The organism is Cumulibacter manganitolerans, from assembly GCF_009602465.1.
Lineage (GTDB): Bacteria > Actinomycetota > Actinomycetes > Mycobacteriales > Antricoccaceae > Cumulibacter > Cumulibacter manganitolerans.
The window spans coordinates 1-23,038 of record NZ_WBKP01000012.1 but is presented as its reverse complement, the minus strand read 5'-3'; the positions used below and the strand labels follow the sequence as shown (position 1 = coordinate 23,038).

General features: G+C 72.0%; 24 protein-coding genes. 8 read left to right on the top strand and 16 right to left on the bottom strand.

Annotated features, from left to right (window positions below):
* Positions 1-104: 104 nt before the first annotated feature.
* From F8A92_RS06610 to F8A92_RS06590, 5 genes are all read right to left on the bottom strand, one after another.
* Positions 105-635 carry an SRPBCC family protein gene (locus tag F8A92_RS06610; protein WP_153504368.1) on the bottom strand — a complete coding sequence of 177 codons (531 nt, stop codon included), beginning with the start codon at positions 633-635 and terminating at the stop codon, positions 105-107.
* Between the two features lie 4 nt (positions 636-639).
* Positions 640-969, bottom strand: coding sequence for an ArsR/SmtB family transcription factor (locus F8A92_RS06605; protein ID WP_228389264.1), 330 nt, complete (start codon positions 967-969; stop codon positions 640-642).
* A gap of 41 nt (positions 970-1,010) precedes the next feature.
* On the bottom strand, positions 1,011-2,453 hold the full coding sequence (locus tag F8A92_RS06600) for an aldehyde dehydrogenase family protein (RefSeq protein ID WP_153504367.1): 1,443 nt from the start codon (positions 2,451-2,453) through the stop codon (positions 1,011-1,013).
* A complete protein-coding gene (locus F8A92_RS06595) occupies positions 2,453-3,667 on the bottom strand; it encodes a M20 family metallopeptidase (RefSeq protein ID WP_153504366.1) in 1,215 nt (404 codons plus the stop codon). Before F8A92_RS06595 ends, F8A92_RS06600 begins: the two co-directional genes overlap by 1 nt.
* A gap of 139 nt (positions 3,668-3,806) precedes the next feature.
* A complete protein-coding gene (locus F8A92_RS06590) occupies positions 3,807-4,382 on the bottom strand; it encodes a TetR/AcrR family transcriptional regulator (RefSeq protein WP_153504365.1) in 576 nt (191 codons plus the stop codon).
* Positions 4,383-4,460: 78 nt separating this feature from the next.
* Here F8A92_RS06590 and F8A92_RS06585 point away from each other — a divergent pair, with 78 nt between their 5' ends.
* The 4 genes from F8A92_RS06585 to F8A92_RS06570 are packed head-to-tail and all read left to right on the top strand — an operon-like array spanning position 4,461 to position 9,303.
* Positions 4,461-5,630, top strand: coding sequence for a thiolase family protein (locus F8A92_RS06585; RefSeq protein ID WP_153504364.1), 1,170 nt, complete (start codon positions 4,461-4,463; stop codon positions 5,628-5,630).
* Positions 5,631-5,634: 4 nt separating this feature from the next.
* Positions 5,635-7,311: a long-chain-fatty-acid--CoA ligase gene (locus tag F8A92_RS06580; RefSeq protein ID WP_153504363.1), complete on the top strand. Its 1,677-nt coding sequence runs from the start codon at positions 5,635-5,637 to the stop codon at positions 7,309-7,311.
* Positions 7,312-7,345: 34 nt separating this feature from the next.
* The gene (locus F8A92_RS06575) at positions 7,346-8,122 is read left to right on the top strand and encodes an enoyl-CoA hydratase-related protein (RefSeq protein WP_153504362.1); all 777 of its coding nucleotides are present in this window, start codon (positions 7,346-7,348) and stop codon (positions 8,120-8,122) included.
* A 26-nt stretch (positions 8,123-8,148) separates the two neighbouring features.
* Positions 8,149-9,303 carry an acyl-CoA dehydrogenase family protein gene (locus tag F8A92_RS06570; RefSeq protein ID WP_153504361.1) on the top strand — a complete coding sequence of 385 codons (1,155 nt, stop codon included), beginning with the start codon at positions 8,149-8,151 and terminating at the stop codon, positions 9,301-9,303.
* Positions 9,304-9,414: 111 nt separating this feature from the next.
* Here the strand turns inward: F8A92_RS06570 and F8A92_RS06565 are convergent, their stop codons facing one another.
* The 8 genes from F8A92_RS06565 to bluB form a co-directional block, all read right to left on the bottom strand.
* Entirely contained in the window at positions 9,415-10,251 is an 837-nt protein-coding gene (locus tag F8A92_RS06565; RefSeq protein ID WP_228389263.1) for an ATP-binding cassette domain-containing protein, read from the bottom strand.
* Between the two features lie 151 nt (positions 10,252-10,402).
* A complete protein-coding gene (locus F8A92_RS06560; RefSeq protein WP_153504360.1) occupies positions 10,403-11,470 on the bottom strand; it encodes an ABC transporter ATP-binding protein in 1,068 nt (355 codons plus the stop codon).
* Positions 11,467-12,321 carry an ABC transporter permease gene (locus tag F8A92_RS06555; RefSeq protein WP_153504359.1) on the bottom strand — a complete coding sequence of 285 codons (855 nt, stop codon included), beginning with the start codon at positions 12,319-12,321 and terminating at the stop codon, positions 11,467-11,469. Before F8A92_RS06555 ends, F8A92_RS06560 begins: the two co-directional genes overlap by 4 nt.
* The gene (locus F8A92_RS06550) at positions 12,318-13,265 is read right to left on the bottom strand and encodes an ABC transporter permease (RefSeq protein ID WP_153504358.1); all 948 of its coding nucleotides are present in this window, start codon (positions 13,263-13,265) and stop codon (positions 12,318-12,320) included. Before F8A92_RS06550 ends, F8A92_RS06555 begins: the two co-directional genes overlap by 4 nt.
* A 119-nt stretch (positions 13,266-13,384) precedes the next feature.
* On the bottom strand, positions 13,385-13,579 hold the full coding sequence (locus F8A92_RS06545) for a DUF5302 domain-containing protein (RefSeq protein WP_153504357.1): 195 nt from the start codon (positions 13,577-13,579) through the stop codon (positions 13,385-13,387).
* A 76-nt stretch (positions 13,580-13,655) separates the two neighbouring features.
* The gene (lipA, locus tag F8A92_RS06540) at positions 13,656-14,591 is read right to left on the bottom strand and encodes a lipoyl synthase (RefSeq protein WP_153504356.1); all 936 of its coding nucleotides are present in this window, start codon (positions 14,589-14,591) and stop codon (positions 13,656-13,658) included.
* 41 nt (positions 14,592-14,632) lie between these two features.
* Positions 14,633-15,565 carry a lipoyl(octanoyl) transferase LipB gene (gene lipB, locus F8A92_RS06535; RefSeq protein ID WP_228389262.1) on the bottom strand — a complete coding sequence of 311 codons (933 nt, stop codon included), beginning with the start codon at positions 15,563-15,565 and terminating at the stop codon, positions 14,633-14,635.
* Between the two features lie 64 nt (positions 15,566-15,629).
* On the bottom strand, positions 15,630-16,271 hold the full coding sequence (bluB, locus tag F8A92_RS06530; RefSeq protein WP_153504355.1) for a 5,6-dimethylbenzimidazole synthase: 642 nt from the start codon (positions 16,269-16,271) through the stop codon (positions 15,630-15,632).
* Between the two features lie 100 nt (positions 16,272-16,371).
* Here bluB and F8A92_RS06525 point away from each other — a divergent pair, with 100 nt between their 5' ends.
* The gene (locus F8A92_RS06525) at positions 16,372-17,085 is read left to right on the top strand and encodes a trimeric intracellular cation channel family protein (protein ID WP_153504354.1); all 714 of its coding nucleotides are present in this window, start codon (positions 16,372-16,374) and stop codon (positions 17,083-17,085) included.
* 159 nt (positions 17,086-17,244) lie between these two features.
* Here F8A92_RS06525 and F8A92_RS06520 read toward each other — a convergent pair whose 3' ends face one another.
* On the bottom strand, positions 17,245-18,777 hold the full coding sequence (locus F8A92_RS06520) for an ABC transporter substrate-binding protein (protein WP_153504353.1): 1,533 nt from the start codon (positions 18,775-18,777) through the stop codon (positions 17,245-17,247).
* 308 nt (positions 18,778-19,085) lie between these two features.
* Between F8A92_RS06520 and F8A92_RS06515 the strand changes: the two genes are divergently transcribed.
* From F8A92_RS06515 to F8A92_RS06505, 3 genes are read left to right on the top strand one after another with little or no spacing between them, the layout of a single operon-like run.
* A complete protein-coding gene (locus F8A92_RS06515; RefSeq protein WP_228389261.1) occupies positions 19,086-19,976 on the top strand; it encodes an AzlC family ABC transporter permease in 891 nt (296 codons plus the stop codon).
* Positions 19,977-19,987: 11 nt separating this feature from the next.
* Entirely contained in the window at positions 19,988-20,281 is a 294-nt protein-coding gene (locus F8A92_RS06510) for an AzlD domain-containing protein (RefSeq protein WP_228389260.1), read from the top strand.
* Positions 20,282-20,301: 20 nt separating this feature from the next.
* The gene (locus tag F8A92_RS06505) at positions 20,302-21,402 is read left to right on the top strand and encodes a DNA glycosylase AlkZ-like family protein (RefSeq protein WP_153504351.1); all 1,101 of its coding nucleotides are present in this window, start codon (positions 20,302-20,304) and stop codon (positions 21,400-21,402) included.
* Between the two features lie 34 nt (positions 21,403-21,436).
* On the opposite strand, the gene F8A92_RS06500 is transcribed toward F8A92_RS06505, so the two are convergent.
* Positions 21,437-21,832 (bottom strand): RidA family protein, encoded by a 396-nt coding sequence (locus F8A92_RS06500; protein ID WP_153504350.1) that lies wholly within the window; start codon positions 21,830-21,832, stop codon positions 21,437-21,439.
* 332 nt (positions 21,833-22,164) lie between these two features.
* Positions 22,165-23,038, bottom strand: an 874-nt coding sequence (locus tag F8A92_RS06495) for an AAA-type ATPase lid domain-containing protein (protein WP_323368426.1), incomplete at its 5' end; no start/stop codon positions are given.

The window sequence follows — 23,038 nt, the reverse complement described above, 5'->3', positions numbered from 1 at the left end:
ACGGTACGCCGGCGCGGGTCGGCGCCCGTTCCGCCGCGCGCCGCCCCTGGATCCCGCTCGGGCTGCCACCGGACCCTGGCGCTGTGGGGTCGAGTGCCACCGGCTCAGGTGCCAGGCGGCGGGGTGCCGTCGCCGGGGCGCCAGCCGTCATCGGGCAGCCCGGCGTCGATGTACTGCTGCAGCACCGGCAGGAAGTCACCGTCGTCCCCGTCGGTTCCGGCGAGGTGGCGGCCCAGGCCGGCGAGGCAGAAGTCCCAGCCGGTGCCGTTGCGGGCCGCGCCGCCGCGGGTGGCGAGCAGATCGAGCAGCTCGAGCCGGCAGCCGTCGCCGTCCGGCGCGATCGTCAGGTGCAGCTGGTCCTCGCCCCACTCGAACGCGAACCGGTGCGGCGGGTCCCAGATGAGGACGGTGCCCACCGAGCCCTCGGGGTCGTACGGATCGCCGGTCAGCGAGATCCGGCCGCCCTCGCGGGGGTCGTACTCGACGTTCGGGCTGGGAAACCAGTGCCGCAGCTCGCCGGGGTCGGTCACCGCCTGCCACAGCCGCTCGACCGGGTACGGGTAGCGCCGCTCGAAGCGGACGGCGGGCCGCCCACCGACCTCGACGTACGTTCCGTCATTACGGATCTCGCTCATGTCCTCAGCTCTCCTCGGTCGTCTCGCCGGAGGTCTCGGCCAGCCGCTCGTCGAGCCGGTCGAGAGCGCCGTTCCAGCGGCGTCGGTACGGGTCGACCCAGCCCGCGAGGTCGTCGAAGACCTCCGGGTCGATCGAGTGCCACCGCGTCTGTCGATGCCGGCGCACGGTCACCAGGCCGGCGTCGCGCAGCACCTTCAGGTGCTTGGACGTCGCGGGCTGGCTCAGCCCGGTGCGCCGCGCCAACTCGGTGACGGTGCGTTCGGCACCGTTCATCGCGGCGAGCAGCTCTCTGCGTCGCGGCTCGGCGAGGGCGGTCCAGACAGAATCCAGCACGCCTCCTAGTTAACCCCGAAAGAATATGCCCGTCAAGGCATCTACGGCCGGGGCCGGATGGTGGCCATCCGGGTCACCGTCATCTCCTCGATCGCGAAGCGCGGACCCTCGCGACCGATGCCGGAGTCCTTGACTCCGCCGTACGGCGCGATGTCGGAGCGGAAGCCCGGCACCTCGTTGACGACCACCCCACCGGCCTCGATCGCATCGATGGCGGCGAACGCGGTGTCCAGGGACGAGGTGTACACCGCGCAGTGCAGGCCGTAGCGGGAGTTGTTGACCATCGCGTACGCGGTGGGAAGGTCGGGGACGGCGCGCAGCGCGACCACGGGGCCGAAGATCTCCTCGCACCAGACGTCGGCGTCCTCGGGGACGTCCGTCAGCACGGTGGGCTGCACCGTGCGGCCGTCGGTGGCACCCCCGGCGAGGACGGTGGCGCCCGCCGCCACTGCGGCGTCCACCCACGCCTGCACCCGCTCGGTCGAGCCCGCGTCGATCAGCGGCGCCACCCGGGTGTCGGGCGACCGGGGGTCGCCCACCACCACGCGGTCCAGAGCATCGACGACCTTCGATGCGAACCGATCGGCCACGGCCTGCTCGACGAGGACTCGCTGCACGGAGATGCAGGCCTGTCCGTTGGCGTAGAACCCGCCACGGATCACCGCGTCGGCGGCGGCGTCCAGGTCGGCGTCGGCGGCGACGACGAGCGCGGCGTTCGACCCGAGCTCCAGGACCACCTTGCGGGGCGCGGCCGCGCGCGCGATGTGGTGGCCGACGGCCGCGGACCCGGTGAACGACACCATGCCGATCCGCGGGTCGGTCGTCAGCGCCTCGCCGACCTCGACCCCGCCGGTCACCAGCTGGATGCCGGCTGCCGGGCCGCCGGCCTCGACGAGCGCCTCCCGCATGAGGTGGACGAGCCACAAGGTGGCCAGCGGCGCCTGCGGCGGCGGCTTCACGACGACGGGGCAGCCGGCCGCGACGGCCGGGGCGAGCTTGTGGCAGGCCAGCAGCACCGGATAGTTGAAGCCGGTGATGCCGACGACCACCCCGATCGGCTTGCGGGTCCAGAACCCGATCAGCCCCTCGCCGGCGGGGATGACGTCGAGGGGCACGGTCTCGCCGTGCAGCCGCGCGACCTCCTCGGCCGCGGTCGCGAGGGTGAGTGCCGAGCGCGCCGTCTCGACCTTGCAGTCGACCAGCGGCTTGCCGGTCTCCTGCACGAGCAGCTGCTCGATCTCCTCCTGGTGGGCGAGGAACCTCTCGTGTGCGAGGCGTAGCGCGCGGGCCCGCACGTGGGAGGGCAGCGCGGCCATCGCCGCGCGGTTCTCCACAGCGATATCCACAGCTTTCGAAGCGAGCTCCTTCGATCCGATGGGCGCCTGGCCGACTACCGCGCCGTCGTACGGGAACAGCACGTCGTCGTACGTCGCGACCGGCACCCACTCGTCCCCGATCGGCAGCCCGGCAGGGTAGTTCGCCATTACTTCGCTCCATTCAGGAAAATCGATGCCGTCTCGGCGTACACCTGGGCGCAGACCTTGATGTCCTCGACGCCGACCCACTCGTCGGCCTGGTGCGCGATCCACTTGTCCCCAGGGCCGTAGACCACGCTGTGCAGCGCCGCGTCGCGCACCAGGATGGTGCCGTCGGTCGTGCCGGGCACCCCGCCGTACGCCGGCTGGGCGCCGACGACGTTGACGTGCGCCTGCACCAGCGCCGCGACGACCGGGGTGTCGACCGGGGTGTCCACGGGCGGCCGGTTGTCGATCACCTCCGCCTCGGCCTTGCAGTCGGCCGCGAGGGCGGTCTCCTCGACGATCTGCCGGATCTGGAACAGCAGGTCCTCGTGGTCGACCGCCGGTGTGGTGCGGATGTCGCAGAGGAAGTACGCCTGGCGGGGGATGACGTTGAGCTGGTCGGGGTCGCCGCCCTGCACCACGGTGGTGGTCAGGTAGTCGTCGCCGAGGTGCTCGTGGGTGCCGTTGCGCTCCTGCAGCCGGCGTTGCAGGTCGGTGAGCGCGACGATGATCCGAGCGGCGACGGGCACCGGGTTGCGCCCGTGCTGCGGCATGGCGCCGTGCGCCATCTTGCCGTGCACCGTCACCTTGAGGCGGATCGCGCCCTTGCTGACGGCGCACACCTCGTAGTCCTCCGGCTCGCACACGACGACCCCGTCGATCTGCTTCGCCAGCGGCTGCTGCGCGAAGTGCTTCGCGCCGATCATCATCCCCTCCTCGTCGCACAGCGCCGCGACGACGATCCGGCCGGGGAAGTCGCCGGCCTGCTGCACCGCCCTGGCGGCGTACATCGCGGCGGCGAGCCCCGCCTTCATGTCCGCCGATCCGCGGCCGAGCAGCCGCCCGTCGCGGATCTCGGCGCCGTACGGCTCGAAGGACCACTCGGCGCGGTCGCCCTCGCTCACGACGTCGGTGTGCCCCTCGAACATCAGGGTCGGGCCGGGCAGGCCGCAGTCGAGCACGGCGACCACGTTGGGCCGGCCGGGGACGACCTCCTCGACGATGGGGTCCCAGCCCCACTCGCGCATCTTCGCCGCGACGGCCTCCGCCGCCTCGGCCTCGGTGTGCGGCTGCTCGATCGAGTACGGCGGACCGGTGTCGAAGACGCTCGCGATCCTCACCAGCTGCTGGACGTACTCGACCAGCTCGTCCTCGTCGAGTGCCCAGCGACGGCTCATGCGTGCTCCTAGAGTCCGAAGCGGTACGCCGGCGGCGGACCGCTGATCTCGAGGCTAGCCTGACACGCCGCGCAACCCGGCGCTCGCGCCGCCCGCGGTCCGGCGCTCGCCGCCCGCGCCGGCCGAGCGCGGCGCGCCGTCACGAGCCGGACGCCGCGCCGATGCCGGTCGAGACCCGAGGTGCGGCCTCGTCCTGTCCGGTGAGCCGCCGCCAGACCCGGTCCGCGAGCGGCTGCAGCAGGAGGTCGCCGAGCTGCCGGACGATGACGTGCGTCGCCTGCACCTGCTCGGTGCGCGCGACCGAGGCCAGCTTCCGGGCGCGCAGCCGGCGGACCTCCTCCAGGGTGAGGTCGGTGAGCCGGTCGAGCACGCCGCCGTCGATCGGATCGAGGTACGCGCGGCGCAGGTACGCGGCGATCGCGGGCTCGGCACGCAGCATCTGCGCGACGCTGCGGTCGCGCTCGGCCGCCAGGCCGGGGGTGTCCAGCGGGATCGCCTCGAGCGCGTGCCGGTAGGTGTCGACGACGTACTGGTCGACGGCGACCCGCAACCCGTCCTTGGACCCGAAGTGATGGGTGATCAGGCCGACGGTCACGCCCGCCCGGTCGGCGATCGCGCGCAGCGGGGCCCCGGCCAGCCCGCTGGTGGCGAACAGCTCGAGCGCCACGTTGCGGATCCGCGCCTTCGCGGTGAGGTCGTCCTGGGGCGTCTGCATGATCCGCCAAGTGTACTCATGACCAGTGGGCTGTACAGATGTATAGTACCGGCAACGACTCGCACTGTAGGAGGCCCGATGCCCGAAGCCGTCATCGTCGACGCCGTACGGACCCCGGTGGGGCGTCGGGGCGGCGCCCTCGCCAAGTGGCACCCCGTCGACCTGCTGGGCCACACCCTGCGGTACCTCGTCGAGCGCAGCGGCATCCGCCCCGACGACATCGAGGACGTGATCGCCGGCTGCGCCATGCAGCACGAGCACCAGTCGGGCAACCTCGGCCGGCACGCGGTGCTGTCGGCCGGCCTCCCCGAGTCCGTCCCGGCGGTGACCCTCGACCGGCAGTGCGGCTCGGGGCAGCAGGCGGTCAGCTTCGCGGCGCAGGCGATCATGGCCGGCTCGATGGACGTCGTCATCGCCTGCGGCGTCGAGTCGATGTCGCAGACGCCGCTGCCCAACGCCTTCCAGCCCGGCGCCGCCCTCGGTCCGCAGTACGCACCGCTCGAGCTCGCCCGCTACGACGGCGGCCTGCTCGCCCAGGGTGCGTCGTCCGAGCTGATGAACACCCGGTTCGAGCTCTCCCGCGAGGCCCTCGACGGCTACTCGATCCGCAGCCACCGGCGAGCGCTCGCGGCCACCGACGCCGGCCGGTTCCGCGAGCAGCTGGTGCCGATCACCACCGACCCGCTCGACCCGACCAGCCCGGCGGTCGACCGCGACGAGGGCATCCGCCGGGAGCTCGACCCCGCGAAGATGGCCGCCCTGCGCGCGGTGTTCGCCGAGGACGGCGCGACGACGGCCGGCAACTCCTCGCAGATCTCCGACGGCGCCGCCGCACTGCTGATCACCAGCGAGGAGTACGCCGCCGCCCACGGCCTGCGTCCGCGGGCCCGGCTGCGCGCCCTGGCGGTCGCGGCCGACGACCCGATCATCCAGTTCACCGCGGTGCTGCCCGCGACCCGCAAGGCGCTGAAGCAGGCCGGGCTGGAGATCGACGACATCGACCTCTTCGAGGTCAACGAGGCGTTCGCCGGCGTACCGCTGATGTTCCAGAAGACCTTCGGCGTGCCCGACGACAAGCTCAACGTCAACGGCGGATCGGTGGCGATCGGGCACCCGCTCGGATCCACCGGCGCGCGGATGCTGACCGACCTGCTGCACGAGCTCGAGCGCTCGGGCGGGCGATACGGTCTGCAGACCATCTGCGAGGCGTCGGGGACCGCCAACGCGACCATCATCGAGAGGGTGTAGCCACATGGACATCATCAAGGGCCGGCCGTCCACGCACGGCGACGACTACCAGCTCAACACCACGACCCTCATCCGGCACGCGGCGCGCACCTACCCGGAGCAGCAGATCGTCTACCGCACCGCGGAGGGGGACTGGGAGCGCTACACCTACGCGGAGGCCTTCGCGCGGATCGCGCAGCAGGCCAACCTCTTCGACGCGATCGGCGTGCGCCCCGGTGACGTCATCGGCGTGCTCGACTGGAACAGCCGGCGGTTCTTCGAGCTCTACTGGTCGATCCCCGCCGTCGGCGCGGTGCTGCTGCAGATGAACCTGCGCCTGGGCACCGAGGACCTCGGCTACGTCACGACGCACTCCGGTGCCCGGTTCGTGCTCGTCGACGAGTCGCTGCTTCCGCTCGCCGAGCAGCTCGCGCCGCACGCGCCCGGCGTCGAGGGCTGGATCGTGATGAGCGACAAGCCGCTGGGCGACCTCTCCACGACGCTGCCGAACGTCCGGCACCTCGACGACCTGCTCGCGCAGCAGCCCACGACGTACGACTGGCCGATGATCGACGAGACCTCCGCGTACGGCGCCTGCTACACGACCGGCACGACTGGTCGGCCCAAGGGCGTCTACTACTCGCACCGCGGCATGTACCTGCACACCATGAGCCAGGCCACCAACCTCGGGATGAGCGCCGAGGACAGCGTCTGCCTGATCACGCCGATGTTCCACGGCAACTGCTGGGGACTGGTGCACTCCAGCGTGCTGGCCGCCGCCAAGGTCGTGCTTCCGGGCCGGTACACGGCCGACGACACCTCGGTGCTCGTCGACGCCATGATCAACGAGCAGGTGACCGTCGCCAACGGCGCGCCGGCGATCTTCCAGCCGATGATGAACTACATCAAGACCCTGGACGAGAAGCCCGACTTCAGCCGGGCGCGGCTGCTGTCCGGCGCGACCGAGCCACCGGTGTCGCTGATGCGGGACTTCAAGGAGATCACCGGCGCCGACGTCATCCACGCGTACGGCGCGACCGAGACCACCCCGATGGTCGCCACCAACGTCGGCGTCAAGGCGACGCTGGGCGACGCCTTCGACGACGACCAGCGGTGGGACCTCAAGCGCAACCAGGGGCTCATGCTCAACGGGGTCGACTTCCGGCTGGTGGACGCCGACGGCAACGACCTGCCGTTCGACGGCGAGGCGCAGGGCGAGGTCCTGCTGCGCGGGCCGTGGATCATCAGCAGCTACTACCGGCTCGAGGAGTCGCCGGAGGAGGCGGCCGCGCGGTTCATGGACGGCTACTGGCGCTCCGGCGACGTCGGGAAGATCTACCCGACCGGCTACCTGAAGCTCACCGACCGCATCAAGGACGTCGTCAAGAGCGGCGGCGAGTGGATCTCCTCCATCGACATGGAGAACCTGCTGATCAGCCACCCGAAGATCAAGGACGCCGGCGTCGTGGGCGTCCCGCACCCGCAGTGGCAGGAGCGTCCGCTGCCGGTCGTGGTCACCGACCCCGCCGACCCGGTCACGCTCGAGGAGGTGCACGAGCTGCTGTCGAAGAGCTTCGCCAAGTGGCAGCTGCCGGACCACATCGAGATCGTCGAAGAGCTGCCGCGCACCAGCGTCGGCAAGCTCGACAAGAAGCGGATGCGCGCGACGTACGGCGATCGCTACCGAGGCGCCGGCGAGTAGCCGGCCGCCGTCCCACCCCCAGCCGAGGAGCAGGATGACCGAGCAGGTCCGCTACGAGCTCGACGACGCGGTCGCCGTCGTCACCATCGACCGGCCCGAGCGCAAGAACGCGATGAACCCCGCGGTGAGCGCCGGCCTGGCCGACGCATTCGCGCGGGCCCGGCGCGACGGGGCCCGCGCCGTCGTCGTCACCGGGGCCGGAGGTGCGTTCTGCGCCGGAGCCGACATCACCGGCTTCGAGGGCCTGCGCGAGTCCCCGGTGATGGAGTCCGCGCAATCGGACACCCTGAGCATGTGGCAGTCCCTCGCGGCGCTGCGGATCCCCGTCATCGCGGCGGTCGAGGGGCTCGCGCTGGGCGGTGGCTGCGAGCTCGCGCTGGCGTGCGACATCGTCGTGGCGGCCCGCGACGCGAAGATCGGCGTCCCCGAGGTCAAGCTGGGCGTGATTCCCGGCGCCGGCGGCACCCAGCGGCTGATCACCGCCGTCGGCAAGGCCAAGGCGATGCGGATGCTGCTGACCGGCGAGCCGATCTCCGGAGAGGACGCCGAACGGGCCGGGCTGGTCAGCGATCTGGCCGAGAGCGGCGGTGCGCTGGAGGCGGCGAAGCGGATCGCCGCGACGATCGCGGGCAACTCGCCGCTCGCGGTCGGTCTCGCGAAGGACGCCGCCCTCGCCTCCGTCGACGTCCCGCTGGCCACCGGCCTCGAGTACGAACGGCGGAACTTCAAGATCGCCCTCGCCTCCGACGACTGCCACGAGGGGCAGGCGGCGTTCCTGGAGAAGCGCCGGCCCGAGTTCACCGGCAAGTAGCCGCCCACACACGAAGGAACGACCGCATGATTCTGGACGAGTACACCAAGCCCTGGATGACCGAGGAGCTGGCCGATCTCCGCGCGATGACCCGCACCTTCCTCGAGCGCGAGATGGTCCCGCACGAGGAGCGGTGGGACGAGCAGCAGCAGGTCGACCGCGACTTCTGGCGCAAGGCGGGGGAGCAGGGCCTGCTGTGCATCAGCATCCCCGAGGAGTACGGCGGCGGCGGTGGCACCTTCGCGCACGAGGCGGTGATCATCGAGGAGCAGGGCTACGTGTACGACACCGCGTGGGCCAACTCGGTGCACTCGACGATCGTCGCGCATTATTTCGCCTCGTACGGCACCGAGGAGCAGAAGCGCAACTGGCTGCCCAAGCTCGCGTCGGGCGAGTACGTGTGCGGCATCGCGATGACCGAGCCGGGCACCGGATCGGACCTGCAGGCGATCGCCACCCGCGCCGTCCGCGACGGTGACGAGTACGTCGTCAACGGCGCCAAGACGTTCATCTCCAACGGCACGCACGCCGACCTCATGGTGCTCGTCGTCCGCACCGGCGACCAGCCTGGCGGCAAGGGCCTGTCGCTGCTGGTCGCCGAGACGCAGGACCTGCCGGGCTACCAGCGCGGCCGCGCCCTGAAGAAGCTCGGCACCCACGGCCAGGACACCCGCGAGCTGTTCTTCGAGGACATGCGGGTCCCCGCGGCCAACATCCTCGGCGGCGAGGAGGGCTACGGGATGCGGCACCTGATGGGCGCCCTCCCGCAGGAGCGGCTGACCATCGCGGTCGGTGCCGCGGTCGCGTGCGAGGCCGCCGTCCGGCTGGCCATCGACTACGCCAAGCAGCGCAAGGCGTTCGGCAAGACGCTGCTCGAGCAGCAGAACACCCGGTTCGTGCTGGCCGAGTGCGTCGCCGACGCCTTCGCCACCCGCACCATGGTCGACAACTGCATCGAGCGGCACCTGCGCGGCGAGCTCGACACGGCCGGCGCCTCCATGGCCAAGTTCTTCAGCACCGACATGCAGAACAAGGTCGTCGACCGGTGCCTGCAGCTGTTCGGCGGCTACGGCTTCATGTGGGAGTACCCGATCGCCCGGATGTACGCCGACGCCCGCGTGCAGAAGATCTACGGCGGCACCAACGAGATCATGAAGGAGCTCGTCGCCCGCTCGCTGTAGCCAGGAGCAGCCCGCTTCGGCGGGGAGACCTCCGGAGAACGTCACGCAGGACGGGCCCTGTCCACCCCGGATGGACAGGGCCCCGAATCGGCGACGTCCTGTCGGAGCGCCTCAGGTCAGCAGGTCGCCGGTGCCGGCGCCGGACAGCGCCTTGGCGAGCGTCGGGATCGCCGCCACGAGTCGCTTGGTGTACTCCGTCTGCGGGTCGTCGTACACCTGCGCCGTGTCCCCGATCTCGATGAGCCTGCCGTCCTTGAGGACGGCGATCCGCTGGCACAGGTGCCGCACCACCGACAGGTCGTGGGAGACGAACACCAGGGTGAGCTCGCGCTCGCGGACCAGCGTGTTGATGAGGTTGAGCACCTGGGCGCGCACCGACACGTCGAGCGCGGAGACCGGCTCGTCGGCGATCAGGATGCTGGGGTTCGGCGCCAGCGCGCGGGCGATCGAGATCCGCTGCCGCTGGCCCCCGGAGAACTGGTGCGGGTAGCGGTCGGCGCTCTCGGGATTGATCCCGACGTCCTGCAGCAGCTGCTCGATGTCGGCGCGCGAGTGCTTGATGCGCTGTGCGACGAGCGGCTCGGCGACGATGTCGCGCACCCGCATCCGCGGGTCGAGCGAGCTCATCGGGTCCTGGAAGACCATCTGCAGCTTCCGGCGCAGCGCCCGCACGTGCTTGCCGTGCCGGGTGAGGTCGATACCGGCGACCGAGACGCTGCCGGACGTCGGCTGGTCGAGCCCGGCGAGGATCCGCAGCAGCGTGGACTTGCCCGAGCCGGACTCCCCGACGATGGCGAACCGCTCGCCGGCGGCGACGTCGAAGCCGACACCGTCGAGGCCGAGGGTGTGCCCGGGCTTGCCGAGCAGGGAGGTTCGCCGCCGCGGGTAGGACCGCGTCAGGTCGCGCACGCTGATCATCGGCTCGCGCCCGCCATCGTCCGCCCTCACGCCGGAGTCCCCACGCTCGCGGTGGGTTGTGCCCCGCTACATGCTCGATAGCGGGGCAGAAGCCACCGCGTCCGGGAAGAGCGGGGCGGAAGCCACCGCGTCCGGGAGCGGCCGGGGCGCGGTCCCCGTGCCGTCGAGGAGGTCCGGGCCGTCATAAGGACCCTCCGATCGGATGGAAGCAGGCGTACCCGCTGTTGCCGCTGGCGACGTCCGTCGCGGCTCCGTCGCGGGTGGTCCAGGGCGGTACGGCGGCGCACTCGGCGGTCGCCCGATCGCACCGGTTGCGGAAGACGCAGCCGTCGGGGAACCGGCCGGCGGGCGGGACCGATCCGGGGATGGTGGGCAGGTTGCCGTCGGCGTCCACCCGGTCGAGGTCGGACGACGCCAGCAGCCCGGCGGTGTACGGGTGGCGGGGGGCCTGGAAGACCTCGTGCACGCGGCCCGCCTCGACGACCCGTCCGCCGTACATCACCAGCACGCGGTGGCACATCAGCGCGACGACGGCGAGGTCGTGGGTGATGAACAGCAGCGCGGCGTTGTGCTCGTCGACCTCGGTGCGGATCAGGTCGAGCACCTGCGCCTGGACCGTCACGTCGAGCGCGGTCGTCGGCTCGTCGCAGATCAGCAGTGCCGGGTCGTTGGCCAGCGCGATGGCGATCACCACGCGCTGCCGCTGGCCGCCGGAGAGCTGGTGCGGGTACTTCTCGGCCGACTCCTGGGGGTCGGGCAGCCCGACCTGCTCGAGCAGCCCGACGGCCTCGCGGACGGCGTCCTTCTTCGAGGCCCGGGTGCCGTGCAGCAGCATCGCCTCGGCGATCTGGGTGCCGATCTTCATCGTGGGGTTGAGCGCGGTCATCGGTTCCTGGAACACCATCGCGACGTCCTTGCCGCGCAGCCGGGCGAGGTCGCGCTCGCGACGCCCGATCAGCTCGGTGCCGGCGAGGTCGACCGAGCCGGAGGCGGTCAGGTTGTCCGGGAGCACGCCGATGATCGACAGCGAGGTGAGCGACTTTCCCGATCCCGACTCGCCGATGAGGCCCACTCGCTCGTCGCCGTCGATGGTGAACGACACCCCGTCGAGCAGCCGGAAGTTGGCCGCGTCGATGCAGAGGTCGGTGACCTCCAGGACGCGCCGTCCCGCCGCGGGCGGGACCGCAGCGGTGCCCACGCGCGGCGCGGCGTCGTCCGACGTGCCGTGTGGGGGCCGAGGGGTGCTCATCGCGCCTCCGAGAGGGTGACGTCGAGCCGGTCGCGCAGCCCGTCGCCGAGCAGGTTGAACCCGATGACCGCGAGCGCGATCGCGAACCCGGGGACGAAGCCGAGCCGCAGCGCCTTGTAGAGCACCGCCTGCGAGTCGAACAGCATCGTGCCCCACGTCGCGTTGGGCGGCGGGGTGCCCAGCCCGAGGAACGACAGGCCGGCCTCGGCGAGGATCGCGATCGCGAACGCGACGGACGCCTGGACGATGATGACGCTCGCGACGTTGCGCAGCACGTGCCGTACGGCGATCGCCCACGAGCCGTGCCCGGCGGCGCGCGCGGCCATCACGAAGTCGGTCTGCATCACCTGCAGGGTGCCGGCGCGGGAGACGCGCGCGAACGACGGGATCGTCGCGATGCCGATCGCGACCATCGCGATGAGCGTCGACGCGCCGTAGATCGACTTGAGCATGATCGCCAGCAGCAGCGCGGGGAACGCCAGCAGCAGGTCGTTGCCGCGCATCACCAGCTCGCTGACCCAGCGGCGGGGCGTCATCGCCGCCCAGATGCCCAGCGGGACGCCGACGCAGGCCGCGATGCCGACCGCGACGACCCCGACGAGCAGGGTCGTGCGAGCGCCGACCATGATCCGGCTCAGGACGTCCCGCCCGTACACGTCGCCGCCGAGCAGGTGGTCGCCGGAGAACGGGGAGTACTTCGGCGCGACCGAGTTGAGGTTCGGCGGGTACGGCGTCCAGAACACCGACACCAGCCCTACCAGCACGATGAGCCCGACGAGCACGCCACCGATGATCAGGTTCAGGTTGCGTCCCCGGCCGCGCCGCGTCGCGGCCGGCGCCGGCGCGGTCACCGGTTGCTCCGCAGGCGCGGGTCGAGGACGACGTACAGCAGCTCGACGACGAGGGTGATGAACAGCGTGATGAAGACCAGCACCATCACGATCGACTGCACGCCGATGAGGTCGCGGTTGGCCACCTCGTTGAGCAGCATGTCGCCCAGGCCCGGGATCACGAAGACCCGTTCGACGACCACGGCGCCGACCAGCAGGGTGGCCAGCTGCAGCCCGAGGACGGTGACCACCGGGATGGACGCGTTGCGCAGCCCGTGCCGGATGATCGCGCGGTACGGCGTGAGGCCCTTGGCCCGGGCGGTCCGCAGGTAGTCGGTGCCGAGGACGTCGAGCATCGCCGAACGCACGTACCGGCTGAGGACCGCGCCTTGCACGAGCCCGAGCGAGAGGGCCGGCAGGGTGATCTGGCGCAGGAACAGCACGAAGTCGTCCTGCGGCGCGGTGTACCCGCCGACCTTGAACCAGTCCAGGTGCAGGGCGAGGTAGTTGATGAAGATCAGGCCGAGCACGAAGGCGGGGATCGCGACGCCGACCTGGGAGAGCACCGAGAGTGCGACGCCGCTGGGCCGGCGGTGGCGCACGGCCATCACCACGCCGAACGGCACCGCGACGACCAGGGCGACGATCATGCCGCAGACCACCAGGATGAGGGTGCGCGAGAGCTTCTCCCAGATCTGGGGAGTGAGGTCGAAGTCGCCGATCCAGGCACGCCCGAAGTCGCCGTGCAGCATGCCGCCCACCCATTCGAAGTACCGGACGGGCCACGGCCGGTCGAGCCCGAAGCGCTCGCGCAGCGCGGCCACCGACGCGTCGTCGGCGTTGAGCCCGAGCGCGGTGCGGGCCGGGTCGCCCGGCAGCAGGTTCATGAACGCGAAGACGACGAGCGACGCGACGATCAGCGTGAGCAGGAAGATGCCGACGCGCGTCAGGATCTTCACGGCCATGGGCGCAACAGTACCGAACGGGTCGCTACCGGGCGGGACGCCGCGACGGCTCGGTCGCGCAGCCCGAGCAGGCGGCTCCGCCGCGTCGGCCGGGTTTGCGGCGGGACGCCGCGGCCGCGTCAGCCGGACTTGCGGCGGAACGTCTTGTCGTTGCCGGAGCGCCGGTGCTCGCCGTGCGCCTTGGAGTCGCCGTGCGCGCCGGCCTCGTCCTCGTGCCGATGGTTGCGCTGGTGCTTCTTCTCCAGCGCCTCCCGGAACTTGGCCTTGATGTCCTCGGGCGCGCCGGAGTGGTCCTGGGTGCTTTCGGTGCTCATCGCTCCACCGTCGCATCCGGCGGCGGACATCGCAACGCGGTTTTCGCGCGTCGGCGTCCGCTCGCCGTCCGCTGGGTCACGCGGGGCGGGCCGCGCGCGCGTCGAGGGCCTGCTGGTAGAGCCGGCCGGCGCGGTACGACGACCGCACCAGCGGCCCGGACATCACGCCGGCGAACCCGATCGCGCGGGCCTCATCGGCCAGCTCGACGAACTCCTCGGGCTTGACCCACCGGTCGACCGGCAGCAGCCGGATGTTCGGGCGCAGGTACTGCGTGATGGTGACCAGGTCGCAGCCGGCATCGTGCAGCTGGCGCAGCGCCTCGCCGACCTCGTCGCGGGTCTCGCCCATGCCGAGGATCAGGTTGGACTTCGTGACCAGCCCGGCGTCCCGCGCCTGGGTGAGGACGTCGAGCGAGCGCTCGTAGCGAAACCCGGGACGGATCCGCCGGAAGATCCGCGGCACCGTCTCCACGTTGTGCGCGAACACCTCGGGGCGCGCGTCGAACAGCTGCCCGAGCAGCTCGGGCTTGCCGGAGAAGTCCGGCGCCAGCATCTCGACGCCGGTGCCGGGGTTGAGCGCGTGGATCTGCCGGATCGTCTCGGCGTACAGCCAGGCGCCCTCGTCGGGCAGGTCGTCGCGGCAGACGCCGGTCACGGTGGCGTAACGCAGCCCCATCGTGCGCACCGACTCGGCGACGCGCAGCGGCTCCCCGGTGTCGTACGACGTCGGCTTGGCCGACTCGATCTGGCAGAAGTCGCAGCGCCGCGTGCACGCGTCGCCGCCGATGAGGAACGTCGCCTCGCGGTCCTCCCAGCACTCGAAGATGTTCGGGCAGCCGGCCTCCTGGCAGACGGTGTGCAGCCCCTCGGACTTCACCAGCGACTGCAGCTCGCGGTACTCCGGGCCCATCTTGGCGCGCGTCTTGATCCACGCCGGCTTGCGCTCGATCGGGCTCTGCGCGTTCTTGGCCTCGACCCGCAGCAGGCGGCGTCCTTCGGGTGCGACAGTCACGCGGCCAGGGTACTCCCGGACGGCGGATCCGTCGGAGCGCGCTATCCGCGTCGTACGACGTCCGACAGCGGGATCTCGTAGTCCAGGCACCGGCGCAGGTGCGGCGTCAGCTGCGCCGCCAGCTCGGGCAGCGAGGGCGCCGCGCCGAGCTCGGCGGCGATCGAGGTGACGCCGGCGTCGCTGATGCCGCACGGGATGATGTTCTCGAAGGCTGCGGTCGAGTTGGTGACGTTGACGGCGAAGCCGTGCATCGTCGTACGCCGGGCGACCCGGATGCCGATCGCGCAGATCTTGCGCTCGGGCCGCGCCGGAGCGGCGATCACATTGCGCAGCGACGGCGGCACCGGGGCGGCTGACGGTGCCGCGGCCGGGACGGCGCGGTGGTCCGGAGCGGAGTCGACCGCGGGCGCGGGCCGGCCGTCCGGGATCAGCCGGGCGGCGGCGTCCGGCGCGGGGCGCTCGGCGCGGGCCGGGTCGGCGTCCCAGATCCCGGCGGCGCTCGTGGTCACCGGACGAGACGGGACGGCGGGCAGCCAGACACCGGTGCGCCCCTCCACGCGGCCGGCGGCGATGCCGAGCTCGGCCAGCAGGTCGATGACCGCCTGCTCCATGCGCCGGACGTGGTCGACGACGCCGACGCGCGAGGGCAGCCGGACGATCGGGTAGCCGACGAGCTGTCCCGGACCGTGCCAGGTGATCTTCCCGCCGCGGTCGACGTCGATGACCGGCGTGCCGTCGAACGGGCGCTCCTCGGGGAGGGTCTGGCGTCCGGCGGTGTACACCGGTTCGTGCTCGAGCAGCAGCACCCGGGCGGGCAGCTCGCCGGTGGCGACCCGGGCGTGCACCTCCCGCTGGTAGTCCCAGGCCCACTGGTAGTCGATGCGGCGGCCGTCGGCGAGCCCGAGGTGCTCGATCTCGAGCGCCGGATGGCCGGCGGGCGGGGCGGCCGGCGGCACCATTGGGGACTGGCTCACGGGACGAGGCTACGCCGGTCCGTGGCGACACCGGCTGCCTGCCCGGGCCACCCGGCGTCCGGCACTAGCGCGGCCGGACGGCGTCCACAGACCCCCAGGTCTCGTGGTGGATCGCCTGCTCCAACGGTCGCCGTCCGCGCCAACCGAAGCGTTCGAGGTCGGGGGTCTCCTCCAGGTGATGCACCGGGCCGACGCACAGCCAGGCCACCGGGCGCACGCCGTCCGGCAGCCCGACGAGCCCTGCGAGGAAGTCCTCGTCGTAGAACGACACCCACCCGACACCGACGCCCTCGGCGACCCCGGCGAGCCAGAGGTTCTCGATCGCCAGCGCCACCGACAGCAGGCCGGTGTCGGCGATCGTGTGCCGGCCGAGGACGTGCGCGCCGCCGCGGGAGTGGTCGTAGCTGACGACGACGCCGGTGCCGCTCTCGCAGATGCCCTCGATCTTGATCGGGTCGAAGGTCTCGCGGCGATCCGCCGGCAGCGAGTCGGCGAACCGCTGCCGCGCCTCGGCGACGTGCTGCGCCATCGCGGCGAGCCGCTGCGGGTCGCGGACCACGACGAAGTCCCACGGGCTGCTCAGTCCGACGCTCGGCGCCCGATGGGCGGCGGCGAGCATCCGCAGCAGCACGTCGTCCGCCACCGGCTCGCCGGTGAACTCGGCCCGCACGTCGCGACGTCTCGCGATCGCCTCGTAGACATCCATGCCGCCTACTCTGCCCGACGGCGATTGTGCGCTCGTCACGCGGACCCGCCCGATCCTCACCGCCCGCTCGGTACTCTCTGACGGTCGGAACGGAGGGCGCATGGAGACGCAGGTGCTGTCGCAGGTCGTCAACGTCCTCGACCTGACGGGCGTGCTCGCCAACGCGCTCCTGGGCGGTGCGGTGGCCCGGCAGCACCGTCTCGACCCGGTCGGCTTCGCCGTACTCGCGGTGCTCTCCGGCCTCGGCGGCGGCATGCTGCGCGACGTCCTGATCCAGGCCGGGCCGCCGGTCGCGCTCACCGACCCGTGGTATCTCGGCACCGCGCTGGTCGGTGCCGGCCTCGCCTTCCTGATCACGTTCGAGGGCACCAAGTGGTGGGATCGGATCTTCCCGTGGGTCGACGCGCTCGCGCTCGGCACCTGGGCCGCGGTCGGCACCCAACGCGCGCTGTCGCACGGGCTGGGCGTCGTCCCGTCCGTGTTGCTCGGCGCGATCACCGCGGTCGGCGGCGGCGCGGTGCGCGACATCGCGCTCGGCAAGATCCCGACGGTGCTGGGCGGGAACACCCTCTACGCGACGGCCGCGCTCGCGGCCGGCGGCACGCTCGCCGCGTTGAGCGTCGTCATCCACCCGAGCATCGCGACGCCCGTGGCCAGCGTCGTCGGCGCGGCGATCACGCTGCTGGCGCGCTGGCGCGGCTGGATCCTGCCGGACCGCATCTACTGGGGCGCGACCCCGGTGCGCCGCATCGTGGACCGCCGACGCCGCGGCACCGACGAGGACGCCGCCGCAGCCGACGACGCCGCCGAGTAGCCCGCCGCCGCCGCCGAGTAGCGCGGTGCCGCCGCGGGTTATGCGCGGTTCCCGCGCCGCATGCGGTGGCTTTCGCCCCGCTCTGCCCGGATGCGGTGGCTTCCGCCCCGCTGTTCGCGCTGTAGCGGGGTAATACCCACCGCATCCGGGGAGGAGCGGCTATGCGGTGAGGTCCGCGACCCGCAGCGACTCGCCGATGGCGTTCTTGGGCAGCCCCTTGATGCCGTCCTTGGCGACGATGAGGTTGGGCAGCAGGAACAGGAAGTCGGCCGCGGCGTCCTGCGAGATGATCTTCGCCGCCTCCTTCATCTTGCTGATCTGGTCCTGCTCCGAGCCGGCGTCCGCCTCGGCGATGAGCTGCTGCACCTTCGGGTTGTTGTACGACGTGTAGTAGGCCGGGTTGCCGAACACCACCGGCAGGTCGCGCGGCTCGACGTGCGCCACGATCGACATGTCGAAGTCCTGGTCGGTCATGACCGTCTTGACCCAGGCGGCGGGGAACTCGAGGGTGTCGATGACGACGTTGATGCCGATCTTCGACAGCTGCGACTGCACCTCCGGCCCGCACGCCTGCGCGTAGGGCAGCGACGGGATCCGCAGCCGCAGCGTGGTGTTCTGCTGGCCGGACTGCGCGAGCAGCTCCTTGGCCTTGGCCTGGTCGTACGGGAAGTCGCCGGTGCGGTCCTCGTACCAGGGGTCGGTCGGCGGGACCATCGAGCCGATCAGCTTGCCCTTGCCCGCCCAGCAGTTCTCCAGCAGCTTCTTGTGGTCGATGCCGTAGCGGATCGCCTGGCGGACCTTCACGTCCGCGAGCGGGCCCTGGGTCTGGTGGAAGGACAGCACGACCTCACCGTTCGTCGTCCCCTCGATGACCTGGAAGCCGGCGGCCTTCGGTCCGCTGGTGAACTGGTCGAGCGCTTCGGGCGCCTGGACCGTGGTGACCACGTCGATGGTGCCGCCGAGGAGGGCGTTGTTCATCGAGGTCGGGTCCTTGAAGTACTTCCAGACGACGGTCTTGAAGTGCGGCTTGTCGCCCCAGTAGCCGTCGTTGCGCTCGAGGGTGATCTGGTCGCCGCGCTTCCAGTCGGTGAACTTGTACGGTCCGGTGCCGATCGGGGAGTTGGCCAGATCAGCGACGCCGTCCTTGGAGAACATCGCGCCGATGCGGGTAGTCATGGAGTACAGCCACGAGTTGGACGGGTGCGCCAGCTTCACCACCAGCTCGGTGGGGCTGTTCGCGGTCACCGACTCGACGACCTGCATCTGCTTCGCGAGCTTGGTGGTCCACGCGGTCTTGACCCGCTCGATCGAGAACTTCGCGTCGTCCGCGGTGAACGGCTTGCCGTTGGTGAACTTGGCCTTGTCGGTCAGCGTGAAGGTGTAGGTCAGCCGGTCGTCGCTGATCTTCCACTCCTTGGCGAGCGCGGGCCGGAACTTGCCCTTCGCGTCGACCTTCACCAGGGTCTCGTAGACGTTGTCCAGCAGCAGCTGCGGGATCGCGGCGCCGTCGGCGGTCGTGAAGTCGAGGCTGGCAGGCTCGGCGACGAGGCCGAGGGTGACCTTGTCGCCCTCGAACTTGGTGCCGCTGCCGCTGTCCGACGAACCACCGCCGCTCGAGCTGCTCGAGCAGCCGGCGACCGCGAGGGTGGACGCGATGAGCGCGACGATCAGTCGCTTGAGGGTGGAACTCATGTGGGCGTGGCTCCCTGGTCGATGAGGGCGAGTCGGACGGCGACCGGCCGGACGTGATCGAGTTGTGAGAACTGTGGGGGACGCTACAAGGATCGTCAATAGCGCGATGCGCAACGTCACCGTCTCAATTCGGTCACGCCTCCACGCGGAGGGCCGGGCGGGGTTCGCGGGCCGAGGCGGGCTGGTTTCCCCGCTTCGGACGACGATGCCCGCTTCCCGGGCGCCGGCGGCGGTCGCCCCGGCGCCGACCCCGGGCCCGGCCGCGTGCACCGCGCATCACCCGCCGGGCGCGGCGGTACCGTGCGAGCGTGCCTGCCGCCGATTCCGTCCACCGCACCGAGCGGCGACGCGTCGTCCGCAACGGCGTGGTGATGGGCGCGGCGACGGGTGCCTACGGCCTGACGTTCGGCGCGCTCGGGGTCGCAGCCGGCCTGAGCATCCTGCAGACTTGCGTCCTGTCCCTGGTGATGTTCACCGGCGGCTCCCAGTTCGCCTTCGTGGGGGTCGTCGCCGGTGGCGGCTCGCCGCTCGCCGGCGCGGCCGCGGCGACGCTGCTCGGCGCGCGCAACATGCTGTACGGGCTGACCGTCGGTCCGCTGCTGCGGGTGCGCGGCGCCCGCAAGCTCGCTGCGTCGCAGCTGGTGATCGACGAGTCGACGGCGATGGCGATGGGCGAGACGGGGAAGCGGCTGCAGCTCACCGCCTTCTGGTCGACCGGCATCGGCATCTTCGTCTTCTGGAACGCTTCGACGCTGATCGGCGCGGTGGCCGCGGGCGCGCTGCCGGACCCGCGCGCCCTCGGGCTCGACGCGGTCGCCCCGGCCGCCTTCGTGTTCCTGTTCGCGCCGCGGCTGCGGACGGCGCAGGCGTGGATCGCCGCGGCGGTCGGTGCGGTCGTCGCCCTCGGCGTCGTCCCGCTCGTGCCGCCCGGGCTGCCGGTGATCGTGGCTGCCGTGGCCGTCGCCGGCTACGCGCTGCTGGCCCGCGTGGGCGCGCCGAGCACCCCGCACGCGGCGACCGACCCGGATCCGATGACCGAGGGCGAGCCGGGGCACGATGCGCACGGGGTGATCCGGTCTCACGGGGACCGGTCGCACGACGTCCCGCAGAGCGACGGTCCCGAGGGCGCGCCCGGCGGCGGATCGACCGACGTCCCGCAGAGCGACGGTCCCGACGGCGCGCCCGGCGGCGGTCGGTGATGTGGCTCGGGGTGCTCCTCGCGTGCGTCGGCTGCTACGCGCTGAAGTACGCCGGGATGTCGATCCCGCAGCGGATCCTCGACTCCGCGGCCGTACGCCGGGTGGCGTTGCTGCTGCCGGTGGGCCTGCTCGCCGCGCTGGCCGCCACCCAGACGTTCGGGACGGGTGAGCGGCTGGTCGTCGACGCGCGGGTGGTCGGCGTCTTCCTCGCGATCGTGGCGATCAGACTGAGGGCGCCGTTCATAGCGGTGGTCGCCGTCGCCGCGCTCGGCGCGGTCCTCGCGCGTCAGCTGGGCATGCCGTAACGCTCGGGCAGGATGGCGGTATGGGGGTACGGACCATCTCTCGGCAGGACGCCCGGCGGATCGCCGTCCGCGCCCAGCTGCTCGACGCGAACCGCCCGACCGGGCTGACGGACGTCGTCCGGCACCTCGCCGCGACGAAGGTCGACGGAACGGCGTACGTCGCACCCAACGTCGAGCTGGTGCTGTGCAGCCGGCTCGGACCGGCGTACGACGCCGCCGCGCTCGACGCGGCGCAGACCGACCGGCGGCTCGTCGAGTTCCGCGGCTGGCTGAGAGTCGCGGAGGACATCGCGTTGTATCTCGCCGACATGGCCGCGTGGCCGGGGCCGGACGCCTCGGACTGGCGGCTGGCGACGGCCGAGTGGCACGACCTCAACCGCGGATGCGCCGAGGAGATCCTCGAGGTGCTCCGCACCGACGGCCCGCTGCCGGTGCGCGACCTCCCCGACTGCTGCGACGTGGACTGGCGCTCCTCGGGCTGGAACAACCGCAAGAACACCACCATGCTCGTCGAGCAGCTGGAGGCGCGCGGCGAGGTGGCGGTGTCGCACCGAGAGCGGGCCGAGCGGCATTGGGACCTCGCGTCGCGGATCTACCCGGACGTCGCCGCAGTCCCCGCGACGCAGGCCGCTGCCGCTCGGAACGAGCGCCGGCTGCGAGCGCTCGGCATCGCCCGCGCGAAGGCCGCGGAGGCACCCGACGAGCCGTGGGACGTCGGCACGACGGGGGTCCAGGTCGCCGTCGACGGCGTCCGCGGCACCTGGCGCGCAGACCCGGCGCTGCTGGATGCCGGCCCCTTCCGCGGGCGGACGGCGCTGCTCTCGCCGCTCGACCGGCTGGTCTTCGACCGCAAGCGGATGACGGAGCTGTTCGAGTTCGACTACGCACTCGAGATGTACAAGCCGGCCGCCCGGCGCAGGTGGGGCTACTTCGCGTTGCCGGTGCTGCACGGTGACCGGTTGGTGGGCAAGGTGGACGTCGAGGCGGACCACCTCGACGGACGTCTGCACCTGCACGCGGTGCACTACGACGAGGCGCCGTCCCGGGCGCTGGAGGACGGCGTACGGCGTGAGCTGCTCTCGCTGGCCGGCGCGCTCGGCCTCGTACTCGTCGACGGCTGACCGGACGCGCCGCGCTTGGCCGCCCCGCGGCAGATCAGACCACGGCCTCGGCGTCCACCTCGAGCAACGCGTTGGGGTCGAGCAGACCGGTGACCTCCACCATGGTGATCGCCGGCAGATGGTCGCCGAAGGCCTTCTTCCACGACTCGCCGAGGGCGCGGCCGGCGGACCGGTAGGCGTCGAGGTCGGTGAGGTAGATCCGCAGCATCGACACCTGCCCGGGGCTGCTGCCCGCCCCGGCGAGCAGCGCCGAGAGGTTGTCCCAGATCGCGCTCCACTGGGCGACGAAGTCGGCGCCTTCCGGAACGCTCCCGACGGCGGGGTCGCATCCGACGAGTCCAGCGACGGCGATGCGGTCACCGGCGCGGACGGCGTGCGAGTAGCCGCGGGCGGGCTTCCAGCCGGCGGGGGAGATCGTCTGCACGGTCATGGGTGGGGCCTCCAATGGTGGACGGGCGTCAGGAGCCCGAGCATATGGTCCGGGACCGTCCCTACGCGACCGCTCGTCCGCCGCTGGCGAGCGCTCGGCAGCCGGGGAACGCCGCCCTCAACGGCCGGCGAGCGGGGTTGTGTCCCTGCAGCGGACCGATCGGTCCGCTCGCGAGTCCCATGTCCGCTCGCGGGTCACAAGTCCGCCCCTGAGTCTGGAGTCCGGTCCCGAGGCACAAGCCCGATCCCGAGTCCCGACTCCGCTCGCGTGTCCCGACTCCGTTCGCGAGGCACAGGTCCCACTGCATGCCGCACGTCCGGCCCGCGGCCGCTCTAGAACGGCGCCCGGTCGTCGATGCGCAGCGCCCGCATCTTGCGGTAGAGCGTCGATCGGGCGAATCCGAGCGCGGCCGCCGCCGCGACCTTGTTGCCACCGAGCTCGGTGAGCGCCGTGACGATCGCGTCCCGCTCGGCCCTCTCGATCGGTGTCAGCCCGTGGTCCCGCGCGGTGCCGCTCAGCGGCAGATGCCGCTCGAGCAGCTCCTCGCCGATGCACTCCTGGATCGCCAGTGACAGCACGTACTGCAGCTCCCGTACGTTGCCCGGCCACGCATGCGCCTCGAGCGTGAGCAGGGCGCGCGGGTGTGCCGCGAGCGACCGCCCTGGCGCGAGCTTGGCGATCAGCTCGGCGGTGAGGTCGCGGACGTCGGCGCGCCGCTCGCGCAGCGGTGGGACGGCGATGCCGAACGGGAACACGCCGGCGAGGCGACCTGCGTCGACGGCCGTCGCCACCAGCGGTACCTGCTGCCGGTGCGCTCGGGCGACGGCTGCGCGGAGCGGGACGGGATCGGAGGCGATCAGGTCGGTCACCAGCACCGGTGCGCCGGCGTCCACCGCGGCGTCGAGACGGCGGAGCCATTCCGGCGCCGTGCCGTCGATGACGACCGGTCGCTGCGGTGACCATCGGGCCAGCAGCGTGCCGGCGAGACGACGACGTCCGGCGCCTTCCTCGCCGGTGACCAGCACCGGACGCCCCAGGCCGCTCGCGCGGAGCATCGCCTCCCGCAGCCGCGCCGCAGCCGGCGACCTCCCCGTCACCCCGAGCGCGGTGTGGCCGCCGTTCGGCACGCCGGCACGCTCGGCGGGATCGGCATGCGGGCTGTCGTGCGCGCCGGCGAAACGAGCGCGGGCGGTGTCCCGCCACCCC